General features: G+C 59.6%; 23 protein-coding genes, 1 tRNA gene and 1 riboswitch. Of the genes, 6 read left to right on the top strand and 18 right to left on the bottom strand.

Features of this window, described 5'->3' with window-relative positions:
• Positions 1 to 58: 58 nt before the first annotated feature.
• The 7 genes from DK510_RS22105 to cbiE form a co-directional block, all read right to left on the bottom strand.
• Positions 59 to 517: a DUF302 domain-containing protein gene (locus DK510_RS22105; RefSeq protein ID WP_109313949.1), complete on the bottom strand. Its 459-nt coding sequence runs from the start codon at positions 515 to 517 to the stop codon at positions 59 to 61.
• Between the two features lie 100 nt (positions 518 to 617).
• The gene (cobF, locus tag DK510_RS22100) at positions 618 to 1,361 is read right to left on the bottom strand and encodes a precorrin-6A synthase (deacetylating) (RefSeq protein WP_109313948.1); all 744 of its coding nucleotides are present in this window, start codon (positions 1,359 to 1,361) and stop codon (positions 618 to 620) included.
• Positions 1,354 to 2,082 (bottom strand): uroporphyrinogen-III C-methyltransferase, encoded by a 729-nt coding sequence (gene cobA, locus DK510_RS22095; RefSeq protein WP_109313947.1) that lies wholly within the window; start codon positions 2,080 to 2,082, stop codon positions 1,354 to 1,356. Before cobA ends, cobF begins: the two co-directional genes overlap by 8 nt.
• Positions 2,079 to 3,407: a cobyrinate a,c-diamide synthase gene (locus tag DK510_RS22090; RefSeq protein ID WP_109313946.1), complete on the bottom strand. Its 1,329-nt coding sequence runs from the start codon at positions 3,405 to 3,407 to the stop codon at positions 2,079 to 2,081. The genes cobA and DK510_RS22090 overlap by 4 nt, the downstream gene beginning before the upstream one ends.
• A complete protein-coding gene (gene cobM / locus DK510_RS22085) occupies positions 3,400 to 4,194 on the bottom strand; it encodes a precorrin-4 C(11)-methyltransferase (RefSeq protein ID WP_109313945.1) in 795 nt (264 codons plus the stop codon). The genes DK510_RS22090 and cobM overlap by 8 nt, the downstream gene beginning before the upstream one ends.
• On the bottom strand, positions 4,191 to 4,559 hold the full coding sequence (locus DK510_RS22080; RefSeq protein WP_109313944.1) for a cobalamin biosynthesis protein: 369 nt from the start codon (positions 4,557 to 4,559) through the stop codon (positions 4,191 to 4,193). The genes cobM and DK510_RS22080 overlap by 4 nt, the downstream gene beginning before the upstream one ends.
• On the bottom strand, positions 4,556 to 5,755 hold the full coding sequence (gene cbiE, locus DK510_RS22075) for a precorrin-6y C5,15-methyltransferase (decarboxylating) subunit CbiE (protein ID WP_109313943.1): 1,200 nt from the start codon (positions 5,753 to 5,755) through the stop codon (positions 4,556 to 4,558). Before cbiE ends, DK510_RS22080 begins: the two co-directional genes overlap by 4 nt.
• Between cbiE and DK510_RS22070 the strand changes: the two genes are divergently transcribed.
• Entirely contained in the window at positions 5,754 to 6,503 is a 750-nt protein-coding gene (locus DK510_RS22070; RefSeq protein ID WP_109313942.1) for a cobalt-precorrin-6A reductase, read from the top strand. The two genes, cbiE and DK510_RS22070, sit on opposite strands and share 2 nt — an antisense overlap.
• On the opposite strand, the gene cobJ is transcribed toward DK510_RS22070, so the two are convergent.
• From cobJ to DK510_RS22030, 8 genes are all read right to left on the bottom strand, one after another.
• Entirely contained in the window at positions 6,476 to 7,228 is a 753-nt protein-coding gene (gene cobJ, locus DK510_RS22065; RefSeq protein ID WP_109313941.1) for a precorrin-3B C(17)-methyltransferase, read from the bottom strand. The two genes, DK510_RS22070 and cobJ, sit on opposite strands and share 28 nt — an antisense overlap.
• On the bottom strand, positions 7,225 to 7,953 hold the full coding sequence (locus DK510_RS22060) for a precorrin-2 C(20)-methyltransferase (RefSeq protein WP_109313940.1): 729 nt from the start codon (positions 7,951 to 7,953) through the stop codon (positions 7,225 to 7,227). The genes cobJ and DK510_RS22060 overlap by 4 nt, the downstream gene beginning before the upstream one ends.
• Positions 7,950 to 8,579 carry a precorrin-8X methylmutase gene (locus tag DK510_RS22055; protein ID WP_109313939.1) on the bottom strand — a complete coding sequence of 210 codons (630 nt, stop codon included), beginning with the start codon at positions 8,577 to 8,579 and terminating at the stop codon, positions 7,950 to 7,952. The genes DK510_RS22060 and DK510_RS22055 overlap by 4 nt, the downstream gene beginning before the upstream one ends.
• Complete coding sequence (locus tag DK510_RS22050) at positions 8,579 to 9,706, bottom strand: cobalamin biosynthesis protein CobG (RefSeq protein WP_109313938.1); 1,128 nt, start codon at positions 9,704 to 9,706, stop codon at positions 8,579 to 8,581. The genes DK510_RS22055 and DK510_RS22050 overlap by 1 nt, the downstream gene beginning before the upstream one ends.
• Positions 9,703 to 12,996 carry a cobaltochelatase subunit CobN gene (gene cobN / locus DK510_RS22045; RefSeq protein ID WP_109313937.1) on the bottom strand — a complete coding sequence of 1,098 codons (3,294 nt, stop codon included), beginning with the start codon at positions 12,994 to 12,996 and terminating at the stop codon, positions 9,703 to 9,705. The genes DK510_RS22050 and cobN overlap by 4 nt, the downstream gene beginning before the upstream one ends.
• Positions 12,997 to 12,999: 3 nt before the next feature.
• Positions 13,000 to 14,055, bottom strand: a complete 1,056-nt coding sequence (cobW, locus tag DK510_RS22040; RefSeq protein WP_109313936.1) for a cobalamin biosynthesis protein CobW — start codon at positions 14,053 to 14,055, stop codon at positions 13,000 to 13,002.
• Entirely contained in the window at positions 14,052 to 14,441 is a 390-nt protein-coding gene (locus tag DK510_RS22035) for a DUF1636 domain-containing protein (RefSeq protein ID WP_058274172.1), read from the bottom strand. The genes cobW and DK510_RS22035 overlap by 4 nt, the downstream gene beginning before the upstream one ends.
• Before the next feature lie 83 nt (positions 14,442 to 14,524).
• Positions 14,525 to 14,735, bottom strand: a riboswitch (cobalamin riboswitch).
• Between the two features lie 285 nt (positions 14,736 to 15,020).
• A tRNA-Cys gene (locus DK510_RS22030) sits at positions 15,021 to 15,094 on the bottom strand.
• A gap of 227 nt (positions 15,095 to 15,321) precedes the next feature.
• Between DK510_RS22030 and DK510_RS22025 the strand changes: the two genes are divergently transcribed.
• From DK510_RS22025 to DK510_RS22015, 3 genes are all read left to right on the top strand, one after another.
• The gene (locus DK510_RS22025) at positions 15,322 to 15,975 is read left to right on the top strand and encodes a protein-L-isoaspartate O-methyltransferase (RefSeq protein WP_109313995.1); all 654 of its coding nucleotides are present in this window, start codon (positions 15,322 to 15,324) and stop codon (positions 15,973 to 15,975) included.
• A gap of 95 nt (positions 15,976 to 16,070) precedes the next feature.
• On the top strand, positions 16,071 to 17,489 hold the full coding sequence (locus tag DK510_RS22020; protein ID WP_109313935.1) for a TolC family outer membrane protein: 1,419 nt from the start codon (positions 16,071 to 16,073) through the stop codon (positions 17,487 to 17,489).
• A 74-nt stretch (positions 17,490 to 17,563) separates the two neighbouring features.
• A complete protein-coding gene (locus DK510_RS22015) occupies positions 17,564 to 18,328 on the top strand; it encodes a hypothetical protein (RefSeq protein ID WP_109313934.1) in 765 nt (254 codons plus the stop codon).
• Between the two features lie 3 nt (positions 18,329 to 18,331).
• Here the strand turns inward: DK510_RS22015 and DK510_RS22010 are convergent, their stop codons facing one another.
• On the bottom strand, positions 18,332 to 19,789 hold the full coding sequence (locus tag DK510_RS22010; RefSeq protein WP_109313933.1) for a cobyric acid synthase: 1,458 nt from the start codon (positions 19,787 to 19,789) through the stop codon (positions 18,332 to 18,334).
• Positions 19,790 to 19,849: 60 nt separating this feature from the next.
• Here DK510_RS22010 and DK510_RS22005 point away from each other — a divergent pair, with 60 nt between their 5' ends.
• On the top strand, positions 19,850 to 20,419 hold the full coding sequence (locus DK510_RS22005) for a cobalamin biosynthesis protein CobQ (protein WP_109313932.1): 570 nt from the start codon (positions 19,850 to 19,852) through the stop codon (positions 20,417 to 20,419).
• Between the two features lie 73 nt (positions 20,420 to 20,492).
• On the opposite strand, the gene DK510_RS22000 is transcribed toward DK510_RS22005, so the two are convergent.
• Complete coding sequence (locus DK510_RS22000) at positions 20,493 to 20,813, bottom strand: DUF6280 family protein (protein ID WP_008757056.1); 321 nt, start codon at positions 20,811 to 20,813, stop codon at positions 20,493 to 20,495.
• Between the two features lie 218 nt (positions 20,814 to 21,031).
• Between DK510_RS22000 and efp the strand changes: the two genes are divergently transcribed.
• Positions 21,032 to 21,595 (top strand): elongation factor P, encoded by a 564-nt coding sequence (efp, locus tag DK510_RS21995; RefSeq protein ID WP_058274164.1) that lies wholly within the window; start codon positions 21,032 to 21,034, stop codon positions 21,593 to 21,595.
• Positions 21,596 to 21,653: 58 nt separating this feature from the next.
• On the opposite strand, the gene DK510_RS21990 is transcribed toward efp, so the two are convergent.
• Positions 21,654 to 22,598 carry an ABC transporter transmembrane domain-containing protein gene (locus DK510_RS21990; protein ID WP_109313931.1) on the bottom strand — a complete coding sequence of 315 codons (945 nt, stop codon included), beginning with the start codon at positions 22,596 to 22,598 and terminating at the stop codon, positions 21,654 to 21,656.
• Positions 22,599 to 22,660: the final 62 nt, after the last annotated feature.

Genomic DNA, 22,660 nt, shown 5'->3' with positions numbered 1-22,660 from the left:
ACGTCATTGCAGATTGCGGAGGACGCGTCCGGACGCAAGCAGGTTCACGGCAGTGTGACTAATTGACTGCGGATTCCGCCACTGCCTGAAACTTTTCATCCAGTTCCGTCGCAATTTCTTGCAGTGGCTCACCGCCTTGCTGGGCATAGGGGGCAAAGACGTGGCTTGGGGTTTTGTAGGACAAAGTCGCCGTGCCGTCCGCATTCTCGGTCACGTAGAATCGGATGGGCGCTTCGATCATTGCGTTGACCGAGGTTTCCAGAACCCGCACCGCGTAGTCGTTGTTAAAGGCACCGATTACCAAGTTTCCGGGAATAATGATGCCACGGGCCGCCGCCGCCTTGGTGGGCCCGGCCTGCGTTACAACAATCAGACCATTTTCTTTGACAGCGGCCTTCGTATCCGCGACCAAAGCATCATAGCTTTTGTCGGTGAAGTGAACGGCCCAGCCCGGCAGCGGTTCTTGCGCCAGCGCGGGAAGGGCCAGTAAACACAGTACGGTCGAAATAGCCTTCATCGTGCTGTCCTCATGGGTATGGGTACGAAATTGATGCCAGAAACTCGTATTTCGCGCAGTCACAATCCCGTGGGTAGCAGTCGCAGAAGTTGCCTTCGGATCAGTCCACGTGCCTTTTCAGGAGATAGATGTCCATGATCCAGCCATGATCCGCCCGCGCTTTTGCCCGCGTTTCGACTATCAGCGACGCCATATCAGCCAAAGGACCGTGGATCAGGATTTCTTCCTTCATCCCCACATAAGCGCCCCACCAGATTTCGTAGTCAGCCATCTCAAGGCTTTGAAACGAACACTCGCCGTCCAGCATAACAGCTACTTTTGAAGCGTTTAGCGGCCAGCCTTCATCCCGAATGCGCCGACCGGTAGTCACGACATACGGCGCGCCCAGATCGTTAATCGGTATCGCATGCGCCGCGGTCAGCGCCTGAAGCGCGGTGATACCGGGGATTACGCGCGTCTCCGGCTGGGGTTGTAGCCGCGAGGCGATACGCAGCGAACTATCGTAAAGCGAGGGATCGCCCCAGATCAAAAGGGCAACCCGCATTGCATCGGGATGCGCCGCGATCGCCTCCTGCCACCGCAGAGCGATGGCATCGTGCCATTCATCAACGCCGCGCAGATACCCATCATCGGCGCGTCGTTTGGGAATATCAAAATATGCGATCTGTGGCGCGGTGTCGGTCACCTGCGCGATAATCTCTTCCCGCAAACCGGCCAGATCGGCCTTGTTCTCGCCCTTGCGCGGGATCAGGATCAGGTCTGCGTCCCGAATGGCATTAGCGCCTTGAAACGTCAGGTGGTCCGGATTCCCGGTGCCAATACCGATCAGAGTTAAGTCAAACATTGTCGGTCTCTGCCAGAGGGCCATAGAGGATCAGGGCAGGGGCCGTGCCGATCTCAGCGCCCAGCTTGTCCGCCAACTCACCAACCGTAGATCGGTGTAGCACCTGATCCGGGGTCGAAACGGATTCGGCCATCAGCGCCGGCGTCTCCAGCGGCAAGCCATGTTCATTCAGTGCCTTGACCAGTAACGGAAATGTGCGCTTGCCCATGAATACAACTGTAGTGGCATCTGGGTCGGCAAGGGCGGTCAGATTCAGATCATCGGGCAGCTTGCCACTGACATCGTGGCCGGTGACGAATTGTACGCGGCGCGCCGTGAGTCGCCGTGTCAGGGGAATGCCAGCTGCCGCTGCTGCGGCAACCGCCGAAGGGATGCCAGGGATAATCTCATATTCGATCCCTGCCTCGCGCAGCGCCACCAGTTCTTCTTCCAGACGTCCAAACAGACCGCCATCGCCGGATTTCAGTCGCACGACGCGGGCACCGGTTTTGGCATAGTCCACCAACAGGCGGCTGACGTGGTCTTGTTTCGGTGACGGGCGGCCGGCGCGTTTGCCGACGCCAACAAGGTCTGCGTCCTGATGCACATGGCTCAGGATTGGGCCACTGCTGAGGTCATCGAACAGCACCGCGTCCGCCTTTTGCATACGGTCCACGGCCTTAAGCGTTAGCAGTTCCGGATCCCCGGGACCGGAGCCAATGAACGAAACGAAACCGCTCATGCCTGCGCCTCTGCGATCAGATGAAAAAATGTTCCGGTCACGTTGCCCCGAAATGATCCAGTTTGTGGTCCCTCAACCTCTTCAGCATCGAACACCCGGGCCAAAGGCGCATCGGGTTGTTCCACGATCGAAGAATAGTGAAACTCATGGCCACGCAATGTCGCTTCAGCGGCATACCCTGCCATTGGGGCCAACAATTGCGCCTTGCGATACCCAAGATTGAACTTTCGCTTCTCATGGGAGGTCACGAGCCCAAGCAGACCTGCCATTTGATGTCGGACCCCTTCCTTGTCGACCAGAGCTTCGCCCAAGGCCATATACCCACCGCACTCACCATGAACGGGTTTTGTCTCCGCATGTTTGCGCAGACCGCTCAGGAATGTGTCGGCAGCAGCCAAAGTGCCCGCGTGCAATTCAGGATAGCCACCGGGCAACCAGACCATGTCGGCATCCGCAGCCGGGGATTCGTTGGCCAGCGGTGAAAACGGCAGGATTTCCGCCCCTGCTGCGCGCCAGCCTTCCAGCAAATGCGGGTAGGTGAACGAAAACGCCGCATCCCGTGCCAGCGCGATCCGCTGTGCCGGAGGCCGCGGCAGCGCGGCTGACGATGGCCCCTTGGGGCCTGAGGAAGCCGCCGCCTTGATCGCCTCAAGGTCCACGTGTTCGCGAAGGAACGCGGCATACCCGGCAATCGCGCTTTCCAGATCTGGGTGCTCGACCGCCTGAATCAAACCAAGATGCCGCTCGGGCAAGGTCAGATCTCCACGCCGGGGCAACACGCCCAGAACCGGCAATCCTGCTCGCTCCATACCCAACCGGGTCAGGCGTTCGTGGCGTGGGCTGGCGCAGCGGTTCAGGATCACACCGGCAACGGGCAGCTCGGGATTGTACATCCGAAATCCCAGCGCAGTGGCCGCCGCAGATTGGGCCTGACCGCCCACATCCAGCACCAGAACCACGGGCCAGCCCATACGCTGTGCGGTTTCGGCACTTGATCCGTGCCCAAGCTCTCCGGGCTTGGCAACGCCGTCGAACAGGCCCATCGATCCTTCGGCCACGACGATATCCGCGCCTTCGGCTTGGGCAGAAATCGCGTTCAGCAAAGGTTCGGCCATCGCCCAGCTGTCCAGATTGAACGAGGCGCGTCCCGCTGCGGCACGGTGAAAGGCTGGATCGATATAGTCCGGTCCGCTCTTGAACGGTTGCACCGTCAGGCCATCCTCGGCTAGCGCCCGCAACAAGCCTAACATGACGGTGGTTTTACCCGTCCCGGAAGACGGCGCAGAAATCAGTAGTCCCGGAGGGTTGGTCATCCCGTCATTCATTCTCGGGGCTCCAGCTTGACCAAGGGCTGTCCGCGCTTTGCGGGCGATACCGGCGGTCGTAATCTTTTGAATAGAGACAGCTTTCGTCAAAGCCTTCGCCCGCAAGTGCCGGGCCAACCATGATCAGAGCGGTGCGAGAGATACTCTCGTCCAGTGCGTCTTTCAGGGTCGCCAACGTGGCGCGAATGATCCGTTCGTCCGGCCAGCTGGCGCGATATACCACTGCCACCGGGCAGTCTGCTCCATAGGCCGGGGTAAGTTCTGCGATCACATTGTCCAGATTTCCGATCGACAGGTGAATGGCCAGGGTTGCGCCGGTGCGGGCAAAGTTCTCAAGCGTTTCGCCTTCGGGCATAGAGGACGCGCGGCCGGGCGTCCGGGTCAGAACCACAGATTGCGCCAGTCCGGGCAAGGTCAGTTCCGTTCCCAGCGATGCAGCCGCTGCGGCGAACGATGGGACACCGGGGGTCACGCTGACTTGAATGCCCATCGCCTTCAATCGCCGGATCTGTTCACCCATTGCCGACCAAACCGACAGGTCGCCGGAATGCAGACGTGCAATGTCATTGCCAGCCTTATGCGCTGCCTCGATCTCGGCCATGATCTGATCCAGATCCATTGGCGCGGTGTTGATGATCTTTGCGCCCTCGGGGCAGTGGGCCAGAATCTCCTCCGGCACCAGCGATCCTGCATACAGGCACACCGGGCACGACGCGATGATATCACGCCCCCGCAGGGTCAGAAGGTCGGCAGCGCCGGGTCCGGCGCCGATGAAATGAACGGTCATGTTTGTCCTCCGATGGCGACGGCGCAGGTCGCAAGCCGGTCGTCCGAAATCTGTCTGGGTGAGGTCAGCCGCGCGCCTGTTCCGGCGGCGGCAAGGGCGGATGCTTCGGCTACGCTGCCGGTGCCATAGGTGGCACGGCTGCGGTTCGAGCAGGTGAGAGTGCGCTGTCCCGCCAGATCGGCAGCTGCGATGAAATGCAGGGGCAGGGCGGTCTCTGCGGCAAACTCCGACAGCGCGGCGTGACCTTCCTTGTCGGCAACAGTGGCCAGCGCGTCGACGTTTTGCCCAACGCTGGCCCGCTCAAATACAGCGCGCAGGCTGTCCACGGTCGCCGTTGATGAAAACCCCAAACCTGCGATGATCATAAGATTACGCTCCACTGCACCACCGGATATGCGGATTTCCAGCCGCGCCGAGGTCCCAGTGCCGAAGCCTGCGCCAGTTCGATGCGCAAAAGTTCTCCGCCTAGTTTTTCGTGCCATTGCGCCAGTAAGGCTTCGCTTTCCAGCGTCACAGCATTGGCGACCAACCTGGTGCCGGAGGGCAGGGCGGTGTGCAACCAATTCAGCAATTCGGTACTCAGGCCGCCGCCGATGAATACCGCATCCGGAAACCCAAGGCCGTCCAGCGCGGTCGGCGCGGTGCCATGCACCACTTGCAGCCGGTCTTGCCCTAACGTGTCGGCATTGCGGCGAATGCGGTCCGCGCGATCCTCGCGGGGTTCGATCGTGGTTGCGGTCAGGGTCGGGTCGCACATCAGCCACTCGATACTGATCGAGCCGGTGCCGCCGCCGATATCCCACAGATGCTCGCCGCGCTTGGGGGCCAGCGCCGACAGGGTCAGCGCCCGCACTGGGCGTTTGGTGATCTGGCCATCATTCTCGAAGATCTCATCCGGCTTACCCGAGGCCTTGGGCAGCGCCTGTCCTTCACCCGCAACTTCAAGCCCAACGCAGACCGGATGATCGAACCCGCCCAGCAGGGCTTCGGTCAGCGACACGCTGCGCGACCGTTCGCGGGGGCCGCCAAGGGCTTCCATGACATGCAATTGCGTATCGGCAAAGCCAGTTTCGTTCAGATATGTCGCAAGCTCGGCCACCGCAGCGCCGTTGCGCAGCAGCAGGATGGCGCGCAATCCAGGCGAAAGATGCGGGCGCAGACGAGTCAGCGGGGCGGCGTGCAGACCGAATGTCTGCGTACTTTCTAACGGCCAGCCCAGACGTGCCGCAGCCAGCGAGAACGTGGACTGACCCGGATGGGCTGTCCATTCTCCGGCGTCGAAGTTGCGCGCGATTACCGAGCCCGCGCCGAACCAGAACGGATCGCCCGAGGCCAGAACAACCGTTGGGTGTCCGCGAAACCCGGTCAGGATCGGCAGGCCGTCGGAAAAAGGCACGGGCCAATCTACGCGCTGTGCGCCTGTGTCGGGGATCAGTGACAAATGGCGCGGCGGGCCCATGATGATTTCGGCACGCTCCAGTACTTGACGACTTGCGGGTGACAGGCCATCCAGTCCATCTTCGCCCAAGCCCAAAACGCTTAGCCACGGAGCTTCATGCATGACCAACCTCCTGATCCTTGGTGGCACGACCGAGGCAAATGCACTGGCCAAATCTTTGGCCGATCAGGGCATCCCGGCAACCTATTCCTATGCCGGTCGGGTAGACAATCCAAGACCGCAGCCCCTGCCGGTGCGTGTTGCAGGGTTCGGAGGTACTGAAGGCCTGGCCCGTTACCTGACGGACCACGCGATCACTCATGTAGTCGATGCCACCCATCCCTTTGCCGCGCAAATAAGCACAAACGCCATTTCCGCGTGCTGCGAGGCCGGGGTGCCCCTTGCCGCATTGACCCGTCCGGCATGGCGCGCGCAAGATGGAGATCGTTGGCAGCACGTTTCTGACATAGGCGCGGCGGTTACCGCTCTGCGCGGTCCTAAACGGCGCGTTTTTCTGGCCGTTGGCCGCCTGCATCTTGAAGATTTTGCGGCTCAGCCCCAACATCATTTTTTGCTGAGGTTGGTGGATGAACCGGATGCACTGCCGCTGCCCGATTGCGAGGCGATCGTGTCGCGCGGACCTTTCACTGAAGCAGGGGACCGGGCGCTGATGCTGCAGCATGGCATTGAACTGGTTGTGTCCAAGAACTCTGGCGGCACCGGTGCACGCGCCAAACTGGATGCCGCGCGCGCTCTGGGCGTACCGGTGCTGATGATTGACAGGCCGACCCTTCCGCAAAGGACCGAATTGTCGAACGTGACGCAGGTTCTGGACTGGTTGGCTCATTCCGGGGTGAACCTCGGGGTATAGACGATCGGTGCGCTGTCACGGTTGATGACGCGCGTCAGGGATGACCCGACAATGACGACGGTTTGCATGTCAGCCATGTCAGGCGTCGCCTCGGCGAGTGTCGAAATCCGGATCGCCTCATCCGCGCGGGATACGGCACGCGCGAACAGGATCAGGCGCTCGGGCTCGCATTCTTCGCGTAGGATTTCCAGTGTTTTTACAAAGCCTTCCGGGCGGGATTTCGAGCGCGGGTTATAAAACGCCATCGCGAAATCCGCCTGCGCTGCTAGGCGAAGACGTTTTTCAACCAGCGACCAGGGTTTCAGATTGTCGCTGAGGTTGATGGCACAGAAATCATGACCCAGCGGTGCCCCGGCCCGCGCGGATGCCGCCAGCATCGCGGTTATGCCGGGAAGGACGTCTATGTGGATGTTACGCCACTCGGCTGGACCGTTTTCCAGGGCTTCGAACACCGCAGCCGCCATAGCGAACACACCGGGATCGCCCGAGGAGACAACGACCACGCGTTTGCCCTCAGCCGCCATCTGCAACGCGTGTTGGGATCGGTCGATCTCGACACGGTTGTCGCTGGCATGCAACGTCAGACCAGGGCGCTCGGTCACGCGCGCGACATAGGGGATGTACCCGACCACGTCCGTGGCATCCGTCAACGCAGCTGAAACCTCGGGGGTTACGAGATCTTCGTTACCAGGCCCCAGACCCGCAATCTTTACCCAACCGCTCATGGCCGCCGTCCCTGACCATGCACGATGATGATCGAGAAATAGGGCGTCACTTTTTCGCATGCCTCGGACAGTTTCGTCACCACCTGGTTCGGCATCTGTGCAAACTCGACGATCCATGCGCGGTCATACAAACCGGCTGTTTTCAGTGCGCGCTTTACCTTGTCTATATTGCGTCCGATTTTCATGACAACCAAAGCGTCAGTCTGCGCCATGCGAATTGCCAGATCTTCTTCCGGCAGGGTGCCGACCAGTACTGTAAGCACATCATCGCCCCAGGTGATCGGGTTACCCGTTGCTGTCCATGCGCCGGACATGCCGGTAATGGCTGGCACGACCTCTACATCAGCCTGATCGCGCAAGCGGCTGTAAAGATGCATGAAAGACCCATAGAAAAACGGATCACCCTCACACAGAACCACCACATCCTCACCCTGATCCGATAGGGCTTTGAGATGCGCGGCGCAGTCTTTGTAAAAGGCCGAGAGCAGTTCGTTATAGCGCGGATCAGCCAGCGGAATTTCCGTAGTGACAGGGTATTCCATGGGAAACTCAACTGCGCTGTCCGGGATCATCCCATTGACGATCTTGCGTGCCTGACCGCTGCGACCAGGCTTGCGAAAGAACGCGACGTGACGTGCATTGCGGAGCAGGCGGTCGGCCCGCACGCTCATCAGGTCCGGATCACCGGGACCAAGGCCAACGCCGTATATCTTGCCGGCGCTCATTCGGTGCGGCTCGCAATGGCGTTGATTGCGGCGACGGTGATGGCGCTGCCGCCCAGACGGCCTTTGACGATGCAAGATGGTACAGGCTGGGCCTCCCACAATGCGTCCTTGGATTCGACGGCACCGACAAAGCCCACCGGGCAGCCGATGATGGCGGCCGGGCGCGGGCAGTCGGGGTCTTCCAGCATATTCAGCAGGTGAAATAGCGCGGTCGGCGCATTGCCGATAGCGACCAGAGCGCCTTCCAGATGCGGGCGCCACAGCTCCAGCGCGGCGGCAGAGCGGGTGTTGCTCATCTCAGCTGCCAACGGGCGCACGCGCTCGTCATGCAGGGTGCAGATCACCGGGTTTTCGGCGGGAAGGCGGAACCGGGTCACGCCTTCGCTGACCATCCGGGCGTCGCACAGGATAGGCGCGCCATTCTCCAACGCGGTCCGTGCGGCTGGCACGAAACCAGGTGAAAAATGTACGAATTCTTCCAGACCGACCATTCCGGCGGCGTGGATCATGCGAACCGCAACCTGCTCTTCATCAGCGTCAAAACGCGCCAGATCGGCCTCGGACCGGATTGTGGCAAAGCTTTGCTTATAGATCGCTGCGCCGTCGGTTTCGTATTCATAGGGCATCAGGTGAGGTCCATAGTCATAAGTGTTTCGGGTGTCAGCCCGCGTTGGGAGGGCTCATCCCCCGCGCGACCGTTTTTGACAAGATCAAATCGTCCGTCGTTGCCGACCAGTGTGACATTTGCCGGACCCATAAGGGCACAGCCTTTGGCGCAACCGGATACATGCAAACTTCCTGGGATTTGGGCGGCTAAGACGCGGGCAACTTCGCGGGTTTCCACCTGAGCTTGCGGGCAGAACGGTGCGCCGGGGCAGGCGTCGGTTGTCATCAGCGGGTCGGTGCCATCAATAACAAAGTCCGGTGCTTGTATCGCCGCCCCGCCTTCCAGCAGGATCAGTCGCCACGGAGTGACGCGCAGGGCAGTGGCTCCGCTGTTTGTAACAAGGGCTAAGAGCTGTCGCGCCGGCAATTGTCCGAACGCCGCGCCATACAACACACCCAGATCGCAGACGCCGGGCTGCGGCGGTGTGCCGATGTCACCGGGCGCGCTGCCTTGCCACTCTGCTGGCAAATCCTGCGTCGCGGCCACCCGCGCCATGCGGCGGGTTTCTGGCGTGAAACGTTCGGAAAACCATCCGGCCAAGGCGATAAGCCGGTCAATTGCGTTGGTTTCTGTGACCCGGCAGCCAGTCTTGGCCCCGTCGGCGCGCAGGATGAGGCCATCAGTGCCTGCCTCGACCCGGATATCGGCCGAATCCGCCGCCAACAGGCGCTTGGGGCCAGTGTCGATGGCAAAGCCGAATTTGGCGGGCAGAGTCGGCAATTCCTCCAACCGGTCGATCAGTTCCTGTGTCAGATGTGCGGTTCGATCACCTGATCGGTATAGGGGCGACACCAGGATATTGCGGCGCATTTCAATACCGGGCTCAGCATCCAAAAGGTTCAGCGCGGCCAACTCGGCCAGCAATGCTTGATGATCGACTTCTTTTACCCCGCGCAGCTGTAAATTGGCGCGGTTGGTCAGGTCGATTGTGCCATTGCCAAATTGCTCGGCCAACTCACAAAGACCACGTGTTTGTTCGGCGCTCAAACGGGCCAGACGCGGGCGCACCCGAACCACCAGACCATCGCCCGACATCATCGGCCGATGCGCGCCGGGGCACCAACCCTGAACGACCGGGGCGCTCATCCCAGCCCCTCCAGATCGGCCCGGATCGAGTTGCGGCGGGTGTTCCAAAGGCCCGCGTCCAACAACGCGCGGAACCTGTCCTGCATCGCCTGATACGCGCGCGGGTTGGCCTCTTGCAAAAATGCGTCGACCTCGGCGTCGCCCAAAGTCGTGTCGTGATAGAGGTCGAACAGATGCGGCGCGACCGTGCCTGACAGATGGGCGAAAGAGGCCATGTGATCCAGTGTCGCTGCAATTTCGGCAGCGCCCCGAAAGCCATGCCTTTGCATGCCTGCAATCCAGTTCGGGTTGGCGGCACGGGCATGAACCACACGGCTGATTTCTTCAGGCAGCGTTCGGGCGCGCGGGTTATCCGGGTTGGTGTTGTCCAGATGGTATAGCTGCGCCGTACCACCGGTGACTTTCTTGGCGGCGGCGAATCCGGCCTCATGGGTGGCATAGTCGTTGGCCAACAGCAGATCGGTTTCGGTCAGATCCTGCAGGTGCACGAAACTGTCGGCATTCGTGACCCGTTGGGTAATGCCGTCCATATCATGTGTGATGTGTTCGCCTTCCAAAGCGAAAGAGCTGGCCTCAAGCCATGCCTTACCCGCCTGCGCGCGGGCCTCATCCGTATAGATTTCGGACAGTTGGGTCATGTTCACGCCATAGCTGCCCGGGGCCGGGCCAAAGACGCGCGCCGCCGGGGCCTGTCCGGCATAAGGGTTCCAGTCCGGGGCTTCATCGCGATCCGACAACGCGCGAACAGCTTGACCATAAAGCGCTGAAAGGGTCGGGAACACATCGCGGAACAGGCCTGAGACGCGCAAGGTCACGTCCAGACGTGGGCGACTGAGGTCAGTGATAGGTAGCACTTCGATGCCCGACACCCGCTCGGACCCTTTGTCCCAAACGGGTTTGACGCCCAGCAAGTGCAGCGCCATGGCAAACTCTTCGCCCGCCGTGCGCATCGTGGCTGAACCCCAGAGATCAACGATCAGCCCCTTGGGATAATCGCCCTCTTCCTGCAGGTGTCGCCGCACCAATTCTTCGGCCAGCTTCACGCCTTGGGTATAGGCTGCACGGGTGGGGACTGAGCGCGGATCGGTGGTATACAGATTGCGCCCGGTGGGCAGGACGTCTGACCGTCCGCGGTACGGGGACCCGGACGGGCCTGCCTCGATCCGTTTGCCAGCCAGCGCGTCGATCAATGCCTGGCGTTCGGCATCGGCCGAAGGGGCCGTGTCAAAATTGGCGGCGGCTTTGGGCACACGCCCAAAAATATGCAACCCGTCTCCGAACTGGCTTTCCTTGATGTCACAGACGAAACGATCGATCCGGGTGATCGCCTCGGCGATGCAGGTGGCCTGATCGAGACCGAGGTCGTTCTCCAGCCCGATGGCTTGCGCTTCGTCCCGAATATCTTCTTGCAGGCGGTCGCGGCGCTTGGGGTCCAGACCATCTGCGTTCGAGAACTCATCCAGCAGCGATTCCAGCCGAACCATCCGATCCGGGGTACCGCTTTCTTTCATTGGCGGTGGGATATGGCCGAGCGTGACCGCCCCGATCCGGCGCTTGGCCTGCGCGGCCTCGCCAGGGTCGTTGACGATGAAGGGGTAGATGACAGGTAGATCGCCAATCAGTACCTCGGGCCAGCATTCGTTGGACAGTGCCACAGATTTGCCTGGCAGCCATTCCAGCGTACCGTGCGCGCCGATATGGATCAGTGCATCCGTACCAAGACCTTTGCGCAGCCAAAGGTAGAAGGCCACGTAGCTGTGGCGCGGGGTACGCGACAGGTCATGATAATCGTCATCACGCAACTCGGGCGTGCCGCGTTCAGGTTGCAACGCGACCAGCGCCTTGCCGCGGCGCAGGGCGGTGAAGTGGAACGCGCCATCTGCAAAGGCCGGATCATCCTCGGGCTTGCCCCAGACGATTTCGAGGTCTGCGCGCAGTTGTTCCGGCAATTCTGCCAGCGCAGTCAGATATTCGCCAAGCGACCACGTAATCCGCGCGTCCAACAACGTATCAGAAATCGGCTGGGCAGGAGCGGTGTCATACCCTTCGCCCTGCAGGTCGGCCAGCATCGCCTCGGCCGAGGCCAAAGCATCGAGGCCCACCGCATGGGCCATCTGCCAGTCTTTGCCGGGATAGGTGGACAGCACCAAGGCGGGGACCTGATCCCCTTTGGGCTTGTCGTTCAGGTTCAACCAGCCGGTGACCCTGTCGATGATAGCCTCGATCCGTTCCGGTTCAGCCCGGTGGGCAAAACGGGAATACTCCAGATGCGGGTCACGCTTGCCCGGTTCCTTGAAAGAGGCGATGCCTGCCGAGATCCGACCGTCCACTTCGGGCAGGACGACATGCATCGCTAGATCAGCGGGCGAAAGACCGCGTTCCTCCTCGGCCCAAGCCTGGCGGCGTGAGGTGGCCAGAGCAACCTGAAACACCGGCACATTGGCGGCGTCCAGTGGAGAGGTGCCGGATGCGCCCTTGCCCGAGAAAGAGGTGGCATTAATGATCGCCGCCGGGTTCAGCGCCACGACATTTTCGCGCAGCCAATCGGCGGCAAGCGGGGCTTTCAGCGAAGGCGCGAACAAGCCAACCGCTTCGAAGCCTCGCTCTCGCAACCGGCGGATCAGCGCTGCGACCGGGGCGGTGTCCGCCGACGTCAGATATGCTCGGTAGAAGGTTACGAAGATGCGCTTTGCGTCGCCCAAAAACGCCCTATCTATTGGGATCACACCACGATCCGGGCACCATGCGCCGCATTCCGGCAGGGCCTTTGCCCCCATCACCGGCCCGGCATAAAGCCCCGCCGCAAGCGCCAATTGCGCCAAGGCCGCTTGCGCGGCGACTTCGCCGCCGATGTCACACAGATGTGCAAGCCGCCGCAAAGTCGAAACGGGTAGGGTGGAGTAGTCATCCAGACGCGTGTCCTCGCGCCCGTCGGCGGGTAGGACGGCCAGCGCGACGCCCTTGGCCTGTGCGAGCGCCAGAACTTGCTGCAAGCCGTAGGACCAGTAAGGGACACCGCCGATCAGGCGGATCAGGATGCCCTTAGCCCCCTCAAGCGTTTGCTCGACATAGGTGTCGACGGACAGCGGGTGCTTCAACGCGGTCAGGTTGGCGAGCCGCATCGTCGGCATGCGACCTTCGGACCCGCCACCGCGATGCCATCCTGCCGCGAAAGCGCCAAGGTCGCTGTCCGAAAAGGATAGCACCACCAGATCCGCCGGGCTCTGACCCAGATCGGTCGGGGTTTCGGTCTCTTCTAACCCGTGGCTTTCGCGGAAGACGACGTGCATGGCTTACTCGGCGGCCTCGGTCACACCCACGAGGATATCGCGGATTGCGGCCTCATTGATGTCGTCATGCTCGGCAATGACCACCAGACGCGAGCGGCGCTCTTCGCCGGGCTCCCACGGCCGGTCATACTGGTGACGTACGCGGGCACCAACGGCCTGCACCAGCAGACGCATAGGTTTGCCCTGAACGGCGGCATAGCCTTTGACGCGCAGAATGTTCAGATCATTGGCCAGACGTTCGATATTGGCGACCAGTTCCGCCGGGTCGGTTTGTTCGGGCAACTCGACGATGATGCTTTCGAAATCGTCGTGTTCGTGGTCGTGGTGGCCGTCGTGATGCGACGGGCGCGCGTCCATGTCATCCTCGGCGGCGGCTTCGAGGCCCAATACGACGCGGACGTCCACGGCGCCTTCGGCGACTTCCACTACGGGCAGGGGGCGGGGAGCTTCGTCGGCGATGATCCCTTTGGCCTTCACCACGCCTTCGGGGCCAGCCAGATCGGGCTTGGTCAGCAGGATGATATCCGCGCAGGAGATCTGATCCTCGAACACCTCAGACAGGGGCGTTTCGTGGTCGATCGAGTCGTCAGCCAGGCGCTGGGCGTCCACGGCTTCGACATTTGGTGCGAAACGCCCAGCGGCGACGGCCTCGGCGTCCGCCAGAGCGATCACACCATCAACGGTGATTTTCGAGCGGATATCGGGCCAATCAAACGCCTTGAGCAGCGGTTTGGGCAGGGCGAGACCGGACGTTTCGATCAGGATGTGATCGGGGCGCGGCTCCAGCGCCATCAGCGCCTCAATGGTCGGGATGAAATCATCGGCTACGGTGCAGCAGATGCAGCCATTCGCCAGTTCCATGATGTTTTCCGCCGGGCAATCCGGAATGGCGCAGGATTTCAGAATATCGCCATCCACACCCACATCACCAAATTCGTTGACGATAACGGCCAGGCGCTTGCCCTGCGGATTCTGCATCAGGTGCTTTACCAGGGTGGTTTTGCCCGAGCCCAGAAAGCCGGTGATCACAGTGACGGGGAGTTTTTCAAGGTTGCTCATTTCAGGGCTCCAATCGGGGGAATGCGGGCCGCACAGTTTTTGCGGAAATGTTCGGGGCGTTCGCGCCATTTCACCAGACCGTCTTCAGCGGCCAGATACTTGGTGACGCCTTCAACGATGGTCTCGACATGGTCAGTCTCGTCGAGGTTTTCATAAACGAAGGTCCATCGGGACGGGCCGCCACGCAAAACGATCGAGCATCCCTGATCACAGTTCGACAGACATTCCACCGGTTTCAGGTCGACGCCGTCCGGCAAGCCAGCCTGTTCAAGTGCTTTATGCAGCAAAGTGCCAGGTCGCTGGGCGTCATCTTCGATAGGTAGCCCACGGCGGCATGTCGTGCAGACCAGCAACTCGACTGGTGCGGTCTCGGTCACGTCTCTCATCCCCCTCATCCTTTATACGGGGGACGGGGTTTCATGCGGGCCACGCGTCTGCACATGGACCCGACACCGGAACACCCCGCCCGGTTTCAACTTCGGGTGCTGGCAGGTCTCCCGGCTTGCGGATGTCAGAGGCGAGCCTCTGTTGGATGTCCCGCCTTCCCGGCCTATTAGGCCAGTGGCTTTGGGCACCCTCTCCGGTCACGGTCGCGGGGGCGGCTGTGCTTGGCGGAATAACCGCTGGCACATTCCCTTTTCATCCATCCGGGGATGGACACCAACGCATGCGACATGCGGCACGGGCAGGGGCTTGTCAAGCACGACTGGGGTTTGAAAACCCGCTACGTCAGAAAAGCGACTTGCCGAAGTCAGTCAGCGGCATCCGATGCGATCCGATCACGCAGCGAGGCGCAATTCAGCCCGGCCGTCGCAGATGATTCAGCACTTCTCAGTTTGGCAATCAAGTAGTGCGGTTGTGTAAATGGAATCGCTGGACCCGCAATCGCAACATGCATCTGATACTGAACTTTAGGCGTCCGAAATTGCGAAAGCAGCGCAGAAAGCTAAGTGCTTGGAAATAAATGGAGGCGAGTACCGGAATCGAACCGGTGTACACGGATTTGCAATCCGCTGCGTCACCACTCCGCCAACTCGCCTTTTCAAGTAAAATCAAATACTTGCCGTGGTGTGACCGGCGTTTTAGCAGCTTTCGACAGGAGCGTCCAGAGGGGGGAGCGCAATTTTCAGGGCCGGGTGCCAACTTAGTCTTTGGTTGCGACGTTGTATCTTGTGAAGATTGGAAAGTTTCCGTGTCTGGACCGTTGCCGGTTTTTCAAGGATGTGGCAGAACTCAATCACCCAAGGGAGCAAGATGAGCGATCCAATGACAGATTTCGCAGCCCGCCGCCGGACGATGGTCGATACGCAGATACGTCCTTCTGATGTCACGAAGTTTCCCATCATAGACGCGATGCTGACCGTCAAGCGCGAGAATTTCGTGCCGGACGCGCAGCGCGAAGCGGCATATGTCGAGGGATTGATCGAACTGGGTGATGGGCGCTGCATGTTGGAGCCGCGGACCTTGGCTAAGATGCTGGACATATTAAATATCTCCAACGACGAGTCGGTTTTGGATATTGCTCCAACCTTGGGGTATTCGACCGCTGTTGCCGCGCGCATGGCACAGCTGGTTATTGCCGTAGAGGAAGATGAAAATCTGGCGGCCGAATCTCAGACTATCCTGATGGAGGCGGAGGCAGACAATGCGATTGTCCATGTCGGCCCGCTTGAACAAGGTGCCCCCGAACATGGGCCCTATGACGTGATAATGGTCCAGGGTGGTGTGGAACAGGTTCCGGATGCGTTGATCGCGCAACTTAAGGACCATGGGCGAATTGCGTGCCTTTTTGTCCAAGGTGCACTGGGGATCGTTCGTATCGGCCATAAATCTGGGGGTCGGGTGACCTGGCGGGACGCGTTTAATGCCAATGCACCGATTTTGCAGGCATTTTCCACGGACCGTGTATTTTCGCTATAGTTTGATAGCTGATTTTTCTGCCGCCTTGATTAGTTTAACGCAAACGCGCAAACTATCGGCAGAGCAGAGTAATTTCGATTTGAGAGGATTTCGTTATGGGTTCTATGGCGGGAGGGAAGCTGGTCAAAGCGCTGGCGCTGACTGCGGGGGTCGCACTTAGCTTTGTACCAGGACGGGCCGTTTGGGCCGACAACATAACTGACGCATTCATTGGCGCCTACAATACCAGCGGGTTGCTTGAACAGAACCGCGCATTGTTGCGCGCGGCCGACGAAGACGTGGCAATCGCATTGTCGGCGCTTCGTCCGATCATCAATTGGACGGTTGCGATCAGCAGCGACTACACACGTCGCAACATCAACAATGTGGTGACAAGAACCGACCCGAACAACTTCTTTACGGGGCTGACCCTCAGCCAACTGCTCTACGATGGTGGGGCTGCCGTTCTGGGCAAACAGTCAGCGCAAGAAACGGTGCTGTCGACCAGGCAGACCCTTGTTGATATCGAACAGCAGGTTCTGTTCCGCGGTGCCAATGCGTATCTCGAAGTGCTTCTGCAGGAAGAAACCGTACAGATTCGCTTGAACAACGTCGATGTATCGGCTGAAGAACTGCGCGCATCGCAGGACCGGTTCGATGTAGGCGAAGTTACACGCACGGACGTTGCACTGTCACAAGCCCAGCTTGCAAGCTCGCAGGCTGATCTGGCCGTTGCGCGCGGTAATCTCGATACAGCGCAAGCGGAATATGTAAATGCCGTTGGCAAATCGCCCGGACGCACAGCGGGTCAACCGAGCCTGCCAAACCTGCCTAATTCGGAACCGCAGGCCGTTAGCCTGGCGCAGCGTAACCACCCGGCTATTCTTTCGGCACAGCACCAGGTGCGTGCCTTCGATCTGATCGTTGCGCAACAACGCGCCAATCTGGGTCCGAACGTCAGCCTGAACGCCGACGCCGGTATCACCGAGACCTATGACAACGATGATAGTATCGAAGACGGGACGGTGTCGCTGAACTTCAGTCAGCCAATTTACGCTGGTGGGCGTTTGGCCGCAAGCGTACGCCGCGCCATGGCAACACGGGATGCATCGCGTGCCAACCTCTTGAATGTGCAAAAAGATATCACTCAGGGTGTGACAGAAGCCTACGCTCGTTTCCAAGCCGCATCAGCAAGTTTGCGGGCGTCGAGCGAACGGGTTCGCGCATCAAACGTGGCGTTTGACGGTATCCGCGAAGAGGCCACTCTGGGTGCACGGACCACGCTGGACGTTTTGAACGCTCAGCAGGATCTGCTGGATGCGCAGCTGGCCGAGGTCGCGTCGCGGATCGAGCGTTCGCGCGCTGCTTACCAGCTGTTGCAGGCACAGGGTCTGTTGACTGCTGAACGTCTGGGACTGGCGGTGCAAATTTATGATCCGACGCTGTATTACAACCTGGTCAAGAAAGCGCCGGCTCAGGTCAGCAGACAAAGCAAGGACCTGGATCGCGTTCTCAAAGCGTTGCGTCGCGACTAAGGGCCAATACTATCTGTTGTGACGCCCGGCTTGTTTGGCTACACTCAATCCTGAGGATAGAGCGGTAGAGAACAATGACGGAAAAAGTCGTGAACGGCAGAGTAGAGGACGTGCTGTCCTCGATCAAACGGCTGGTCGGTGAAAGAGGTGAACAAACCTCGGAGCCGACGCCTTCAATCGCCCGCAAGCCCGGGCGATTAGTGCTGACCGATGCATTGCGGGTCGGCGGAACATCCAGCATTCAGGACGGCCCGGAGAATGAAGCCGAGGCCAACGAAGGTTACACGGTCGACGCGTCGGTCAAGCCGATGCTTTTGCGCGCGTGTGACATCATAGATCGTGAAGATCCCGCCAACAAAGAACAGGCCGCGCCAGAACCGCCCAAAAACCCGACCAACAGCTTGAGCGCAAAGATCGAAGCCCTAGAGGCGGCGATTGCACGCACTGAGGACCAGTGGGAGCCGGACGGCGACAGCGAAGACGAGTATTCCGGCACTCCTGCGAAAGCCCTTGAGTTCAGCGTGCGCAAAGAATTTTCGGATACCGAGGAAAATAACGCCGAACCCACTCAGGCAAAGTCTAAAAAAGCCGTGGCGACGACCAGGGCAACTTTCGTTCGCGACCCCGAGGTGATCGCCGCAACACCTGTTGACCCTGTCGAAACAGCAGCGGAAGATTCAGCGATAGCTGGCATAAGCGAAGACGCATTGCGCAAAATGATCGCCGAGGTTGTCCGTGAAGAATTGCAGGGTGTTTTGGGCGAACGTATCACCCGCAACGTCCGTAAGATGGTTCGGCGCGAAATCTATAAGGCCCTGGCCGAGCAGGACCTCGAGTAACACTCAGACGCTTTTGGGCGTTTCTGCAAGCGCCAGCAGGCGGTCCAGATCCATATTCTGTTCAAGGTGGTCGGCCAGCGCGTTCAACGTATCTTCGACCCCGTCTTCATAGGCCAGGTCCGAGGTCACGCCCAATTGCGACAGGTAAGACGCGCGGAATGTGTCCGAGCTGAAGATACCGTGCAGGTAACTACCGCGGATACGACCAGAGGCGTTTGCTGCACCTTCTGGCCGCCCCTCGACCTCTAGCCAAGCGCGGGCGCAATCAGGGCCTTCGGTACGGCCCATGTGGATTTCGTAGCCCGACACCGGTTCTCCTCCGTTAAGGGCGCGGGCTGAAGTGAGCGTTACCTGTTTCTTCCCTGCCATCACGGTCTCAACATCCAGCAGGCCTAACGCTTCAACAGTCCCCGGTTGTCCGTCGACGCCATCCGGATCAGCGATTGTCTTGCCCAGCATTTGATAGCCGCCGCACAGGCCCAGAACATGGCCGCCCCGGCGGACATGGGCATATAGGTCGATATCCCAGCCCTGAGCCCGGAAATAAGCCAGATCGCCGATGGTGGATTTGCTGCCGGGCAGCAGTACCAAATCGGCATCACCGGGCAGGGGGCGTCCTGCTGGCACGATCTCGACCGAGACACCGGGTTCGGCAGACAAAGGGTCGAGGTCGTCAAAATTTGCCATGCGTTCCAACTGCGGAACAACCACCTTGCAGGCCCCGCCAGAGTGGGACCGAATATCCATCATATCCTCGGCTGGCAGTTTCCACGCATCATGGAACCAGGGAACGACGCCCAGACAGGGCCATCCGGTACGTGCAGCGATTTCATCGCGACCTTCATCGAAAAGGGATACGTCGCCTTTGAACCGATTGACGGCAAAACCCCGGATCATCTCCAGATCGCCTGCATCCAATACCGCCTGGGTGCCTACGATCTGGGCAATGACACCCCCGCGGTGAATGTCACCTACCAGAATAACGGGTACGCCTGCAGCGCGCGCAAATCCCATATTGGCGATGTCACCCTTGCGCAGGTTGGTTTCGGCCGGGCTGCCCGCGCCTTCGATCAGGACAAGATCCGCGTCTCTGCACAAGCGGGCAAAGCTTTCAAGCGCTGCACCCAACAGTTTGGATTTATCCTTGCGGTAATCGCCCGCTTTCATCGTGCCTGCGCGTTGGCCCTGTACGATGATCTGAGCACCAGTGTCGGTTTCCGGCTTCAGCAGAATTGGATTCATGTCTGTATGCTTCGCACGCCGCGCCGCCAGCGCTTGCAGGGCCTGCGCGCGCCCGATCTCGCCGCCATTTTCGGTGACGGCGGCATTGTTCGACATGTTCTGCGGTTTGAACGGTGCAACGCGCAACCCGCGCCGGGTGAAAGCCCGCGCCAGACCGGCCACTAGAACCGATTTCCCGACATTGCTGCCGGTGCCCTGAATCATGATGGACCGAACCATGGCCTGTCTCCTATGTTGACGCGCAGATGACCTGATTTGCGGGCAAAGGAAAAGCCAAAGTTGAACACGCCAGCGCATCTTTTGATCGGAGCTGCCGCCTTTGCCCGCCCAGCCCAGGGACGTATCCTGTGGGCGGCTCTGTTGGGTTCGCTATTGCCGGACCTGTCGCTTTACCTGATGGCGGGCACGTCCCTTTACGTACTTGGGATTCCACCAAGCGTGGTCTACGACCAGCTTTATTTTTCCGACGGCTGGCAGACCGTGTTTGCTATCGACAATTCCTTTGTCCTTTGGGGGGGTGCCTTGCTTGTCGGGGTATGGATGCGCTGGATGGTCTGGACCGTTGGGGCGTCCGCCGGGTTGCTGCATCTTTCGATGGATTTTCTGTTGCATGCCGGGGACGGGCGGCCACAGTTTTGGCCATTCAGCGATTGGGTGTTTCACAGCCCCGTCAGCTATTGGGACAGCACGCATCACGCCTTATGGGTGGCGCCAATTTCGGCCGCGCTTTGTGTCACGTGTTACGCCATTTTGTGGCGTCGCGGCTTGTCCATCTGGGCGAAAGCGTTCTTTGCCCTGCTGCTGATGGCCGAACTGTGGGTCGCGCGGCAGTGGCTGTTGTTCTTTTGATTGATGGCATAAGAATAAGAAAAGCGCGCTCCCAGCTAGGGAGCGCGCTTTTTCATGCGAAAGTCACCTTGGATCAGGCGGCTTCTGCTTGTTGGGCCGCGTTGCGACGTTCGCTTTCTTCACGCGACAGCGCAACCGAGGTGCGCACACCACGTCCAACGAACTCCATCAGTCCGCCAACAACGCGCTCATTCGGGTCGATACCCGCGCAGGACAGGACCTCGCGACCATCACGAGAGCGCGCCCACCGGGCGATTTGTTCCGGACCATTGCCATATTTTTTGTCATCGGCAATAGCGTCATCCAGCGCAGCCAGTACGACAGCCGCGAAAAGTTTGCGTGCACGATTGCCTTGCTCGTTGTTAAAGGCAGTGCCGTCAACGAAATCTCTCATCTCGTCTTCCTTGTTGTTCTTGCTCTTGCATTTTCGGCGTGACGGTTCTTATGACCGATTAAGTGCGATTCGGATACACTTAAAATGCATAGTTGCGTTGCGTCATTTGCATGGCTTGCTGCAGGTGCAGCACTAAGTCTCGTCATCTTGTCAGGTGTGTTCCCGCCAGATATAGGAGCAGGAACTGACGCATCAACCGTTTGTGAAGGATTTAAGTCATGCCCAAGATAAATGGGAACGAAATTCGCCCCGGAAATGTGCTTGAGCATAACGGCGGGCTATGGGCCGCTGTCAAAGTTGACCACGTAAAGCCCGGTAAAGGCGGTGCTTTTGCACAGGTCGAACTGCGCAATCTGCGTAATGGCTCGAAGTTGAACGAGCGGTTCCGCTCGGCTGACAAAGTGGAACGCGTGCGTCTTGAGCAGAAAGACCAGCAGTTTCTGTACGAATCTGACGGCATGCTGGTTTTCATGGATTCCGAGACATATGAGCAGATCGAATTGCCTGCGGAACTGCTGGGCGAACGCCGCCCGTTTCTGCAGGACGGCATGACAATTGTCGTCGAATTTTATGAAAGCGAGGCTCTGAACGCCACGGTGCCTCAGAAAGTGACCTGCAAGATCGTTGAGACCGAGCCTGTGGTCAAAGGTCAGACCGCCGCGAATTCGTTCAAACCGGCCATTCTGGACAACGGTGTCAAAGTCATGGTGCCGCCATTCGTCGGTCAGGATGAGATGATCGTGGTGAACACCGAAACCATGGATTATTCCGAACGCGCCTAACCACGCGATTGCCAGAGTAAAGAAAAACCGCGTGGACCCGTGCCGCGCGGTTTATTTGTCAGCTGCCCCATCTGATTTGGCGATACCGTTCGGGGTTGGGGCCAAACAGTTCAAGCATCAGTTCATACTTAATGCGATTGGCGCTGACCTGCCGATAAAAGGCGATCAGGAATGCCGTGGGGCCTTGAATGCGGCTGAGGCCGCTTGTGGCAGCGACAACAGTGCCGACATCCGTTTTCCCGTTCAGAACTAAATAGCCACCCAGCATCAGCACGCCAACGGTTCCGGCTCCGTTTATGACGCTGAGCAGAAACTTGGCAGAAAGCTTCCAGATGAACATCCTGCGCCGCGTTTCGTAGATATCGTCGAACTGCGCCTCAACCTCGCGCGCGATTTCGTTGATCCGCTCGACATTCAGCATATCGTTGGCTCCGCGTAATATCCGGACACGTTCGGCGACAAACACGTTCACCTTGCGTTGGGATACCAGCACGATGATGATCTGCGGCACGATCATCGAAAAGGCGATCATGCCCAGCCCCGGTTGCGTTGATGAGATATAACCGATCACACTGATCAACGTGCCGATCTGAACGACCGGGTCCGAGAAAGCGCCGCCCGCGAATTTCCCCAGCTCTTCTGCCTCGGCTGAAATCGCCGTGGTCATCGTGCCCTTGCGCATCGTTTCGCCCGAGACATTGATATCTGAGGCGCGCAGCAGCAGCCTTTGGCGGATCATGCGGATCAGATCTTCGCCCAACGTTCCTGCGCGATAGCTCAAAAGCCACTTTAGGGCGAGGCTGAGTAAGATGACCGACATCATTCCGGCACCCAGGTAGATCAGCCTGTCCGTGCTTACATCGGCCGAGGTCAGGTGGTTGATGATGTCGCGCTGAAACTCCAGCGGAACTGCAGCCAGACCCGAGATCGCAATGGACAGAACGATGAGGATGATCTGCCGTCCGGCGCTGGCGCGCCAGATTGCCCTGTATAGCTGGAACATACGTGCATCCGGATTGCTGAATTCAAACCAGTGTGACAGCGCACTTGGCTATGTTCAAACCA

The sequence above is a fragment of the Ruegeria sp. AU67 genome (assembly GCF_900312795.1).
GTDB classification, from domain to species: Bacteria; Pseudomonadota; Alphaproteobacteria; order Rhodobacterales; family Rhodobacteraceae; genus Ruegeria; species Ruegeria atlantica.
Note: the sequence above shows the minus strand (reverse complement) of the source record. Positions and strands in the feature narration are given on the sequence as shown.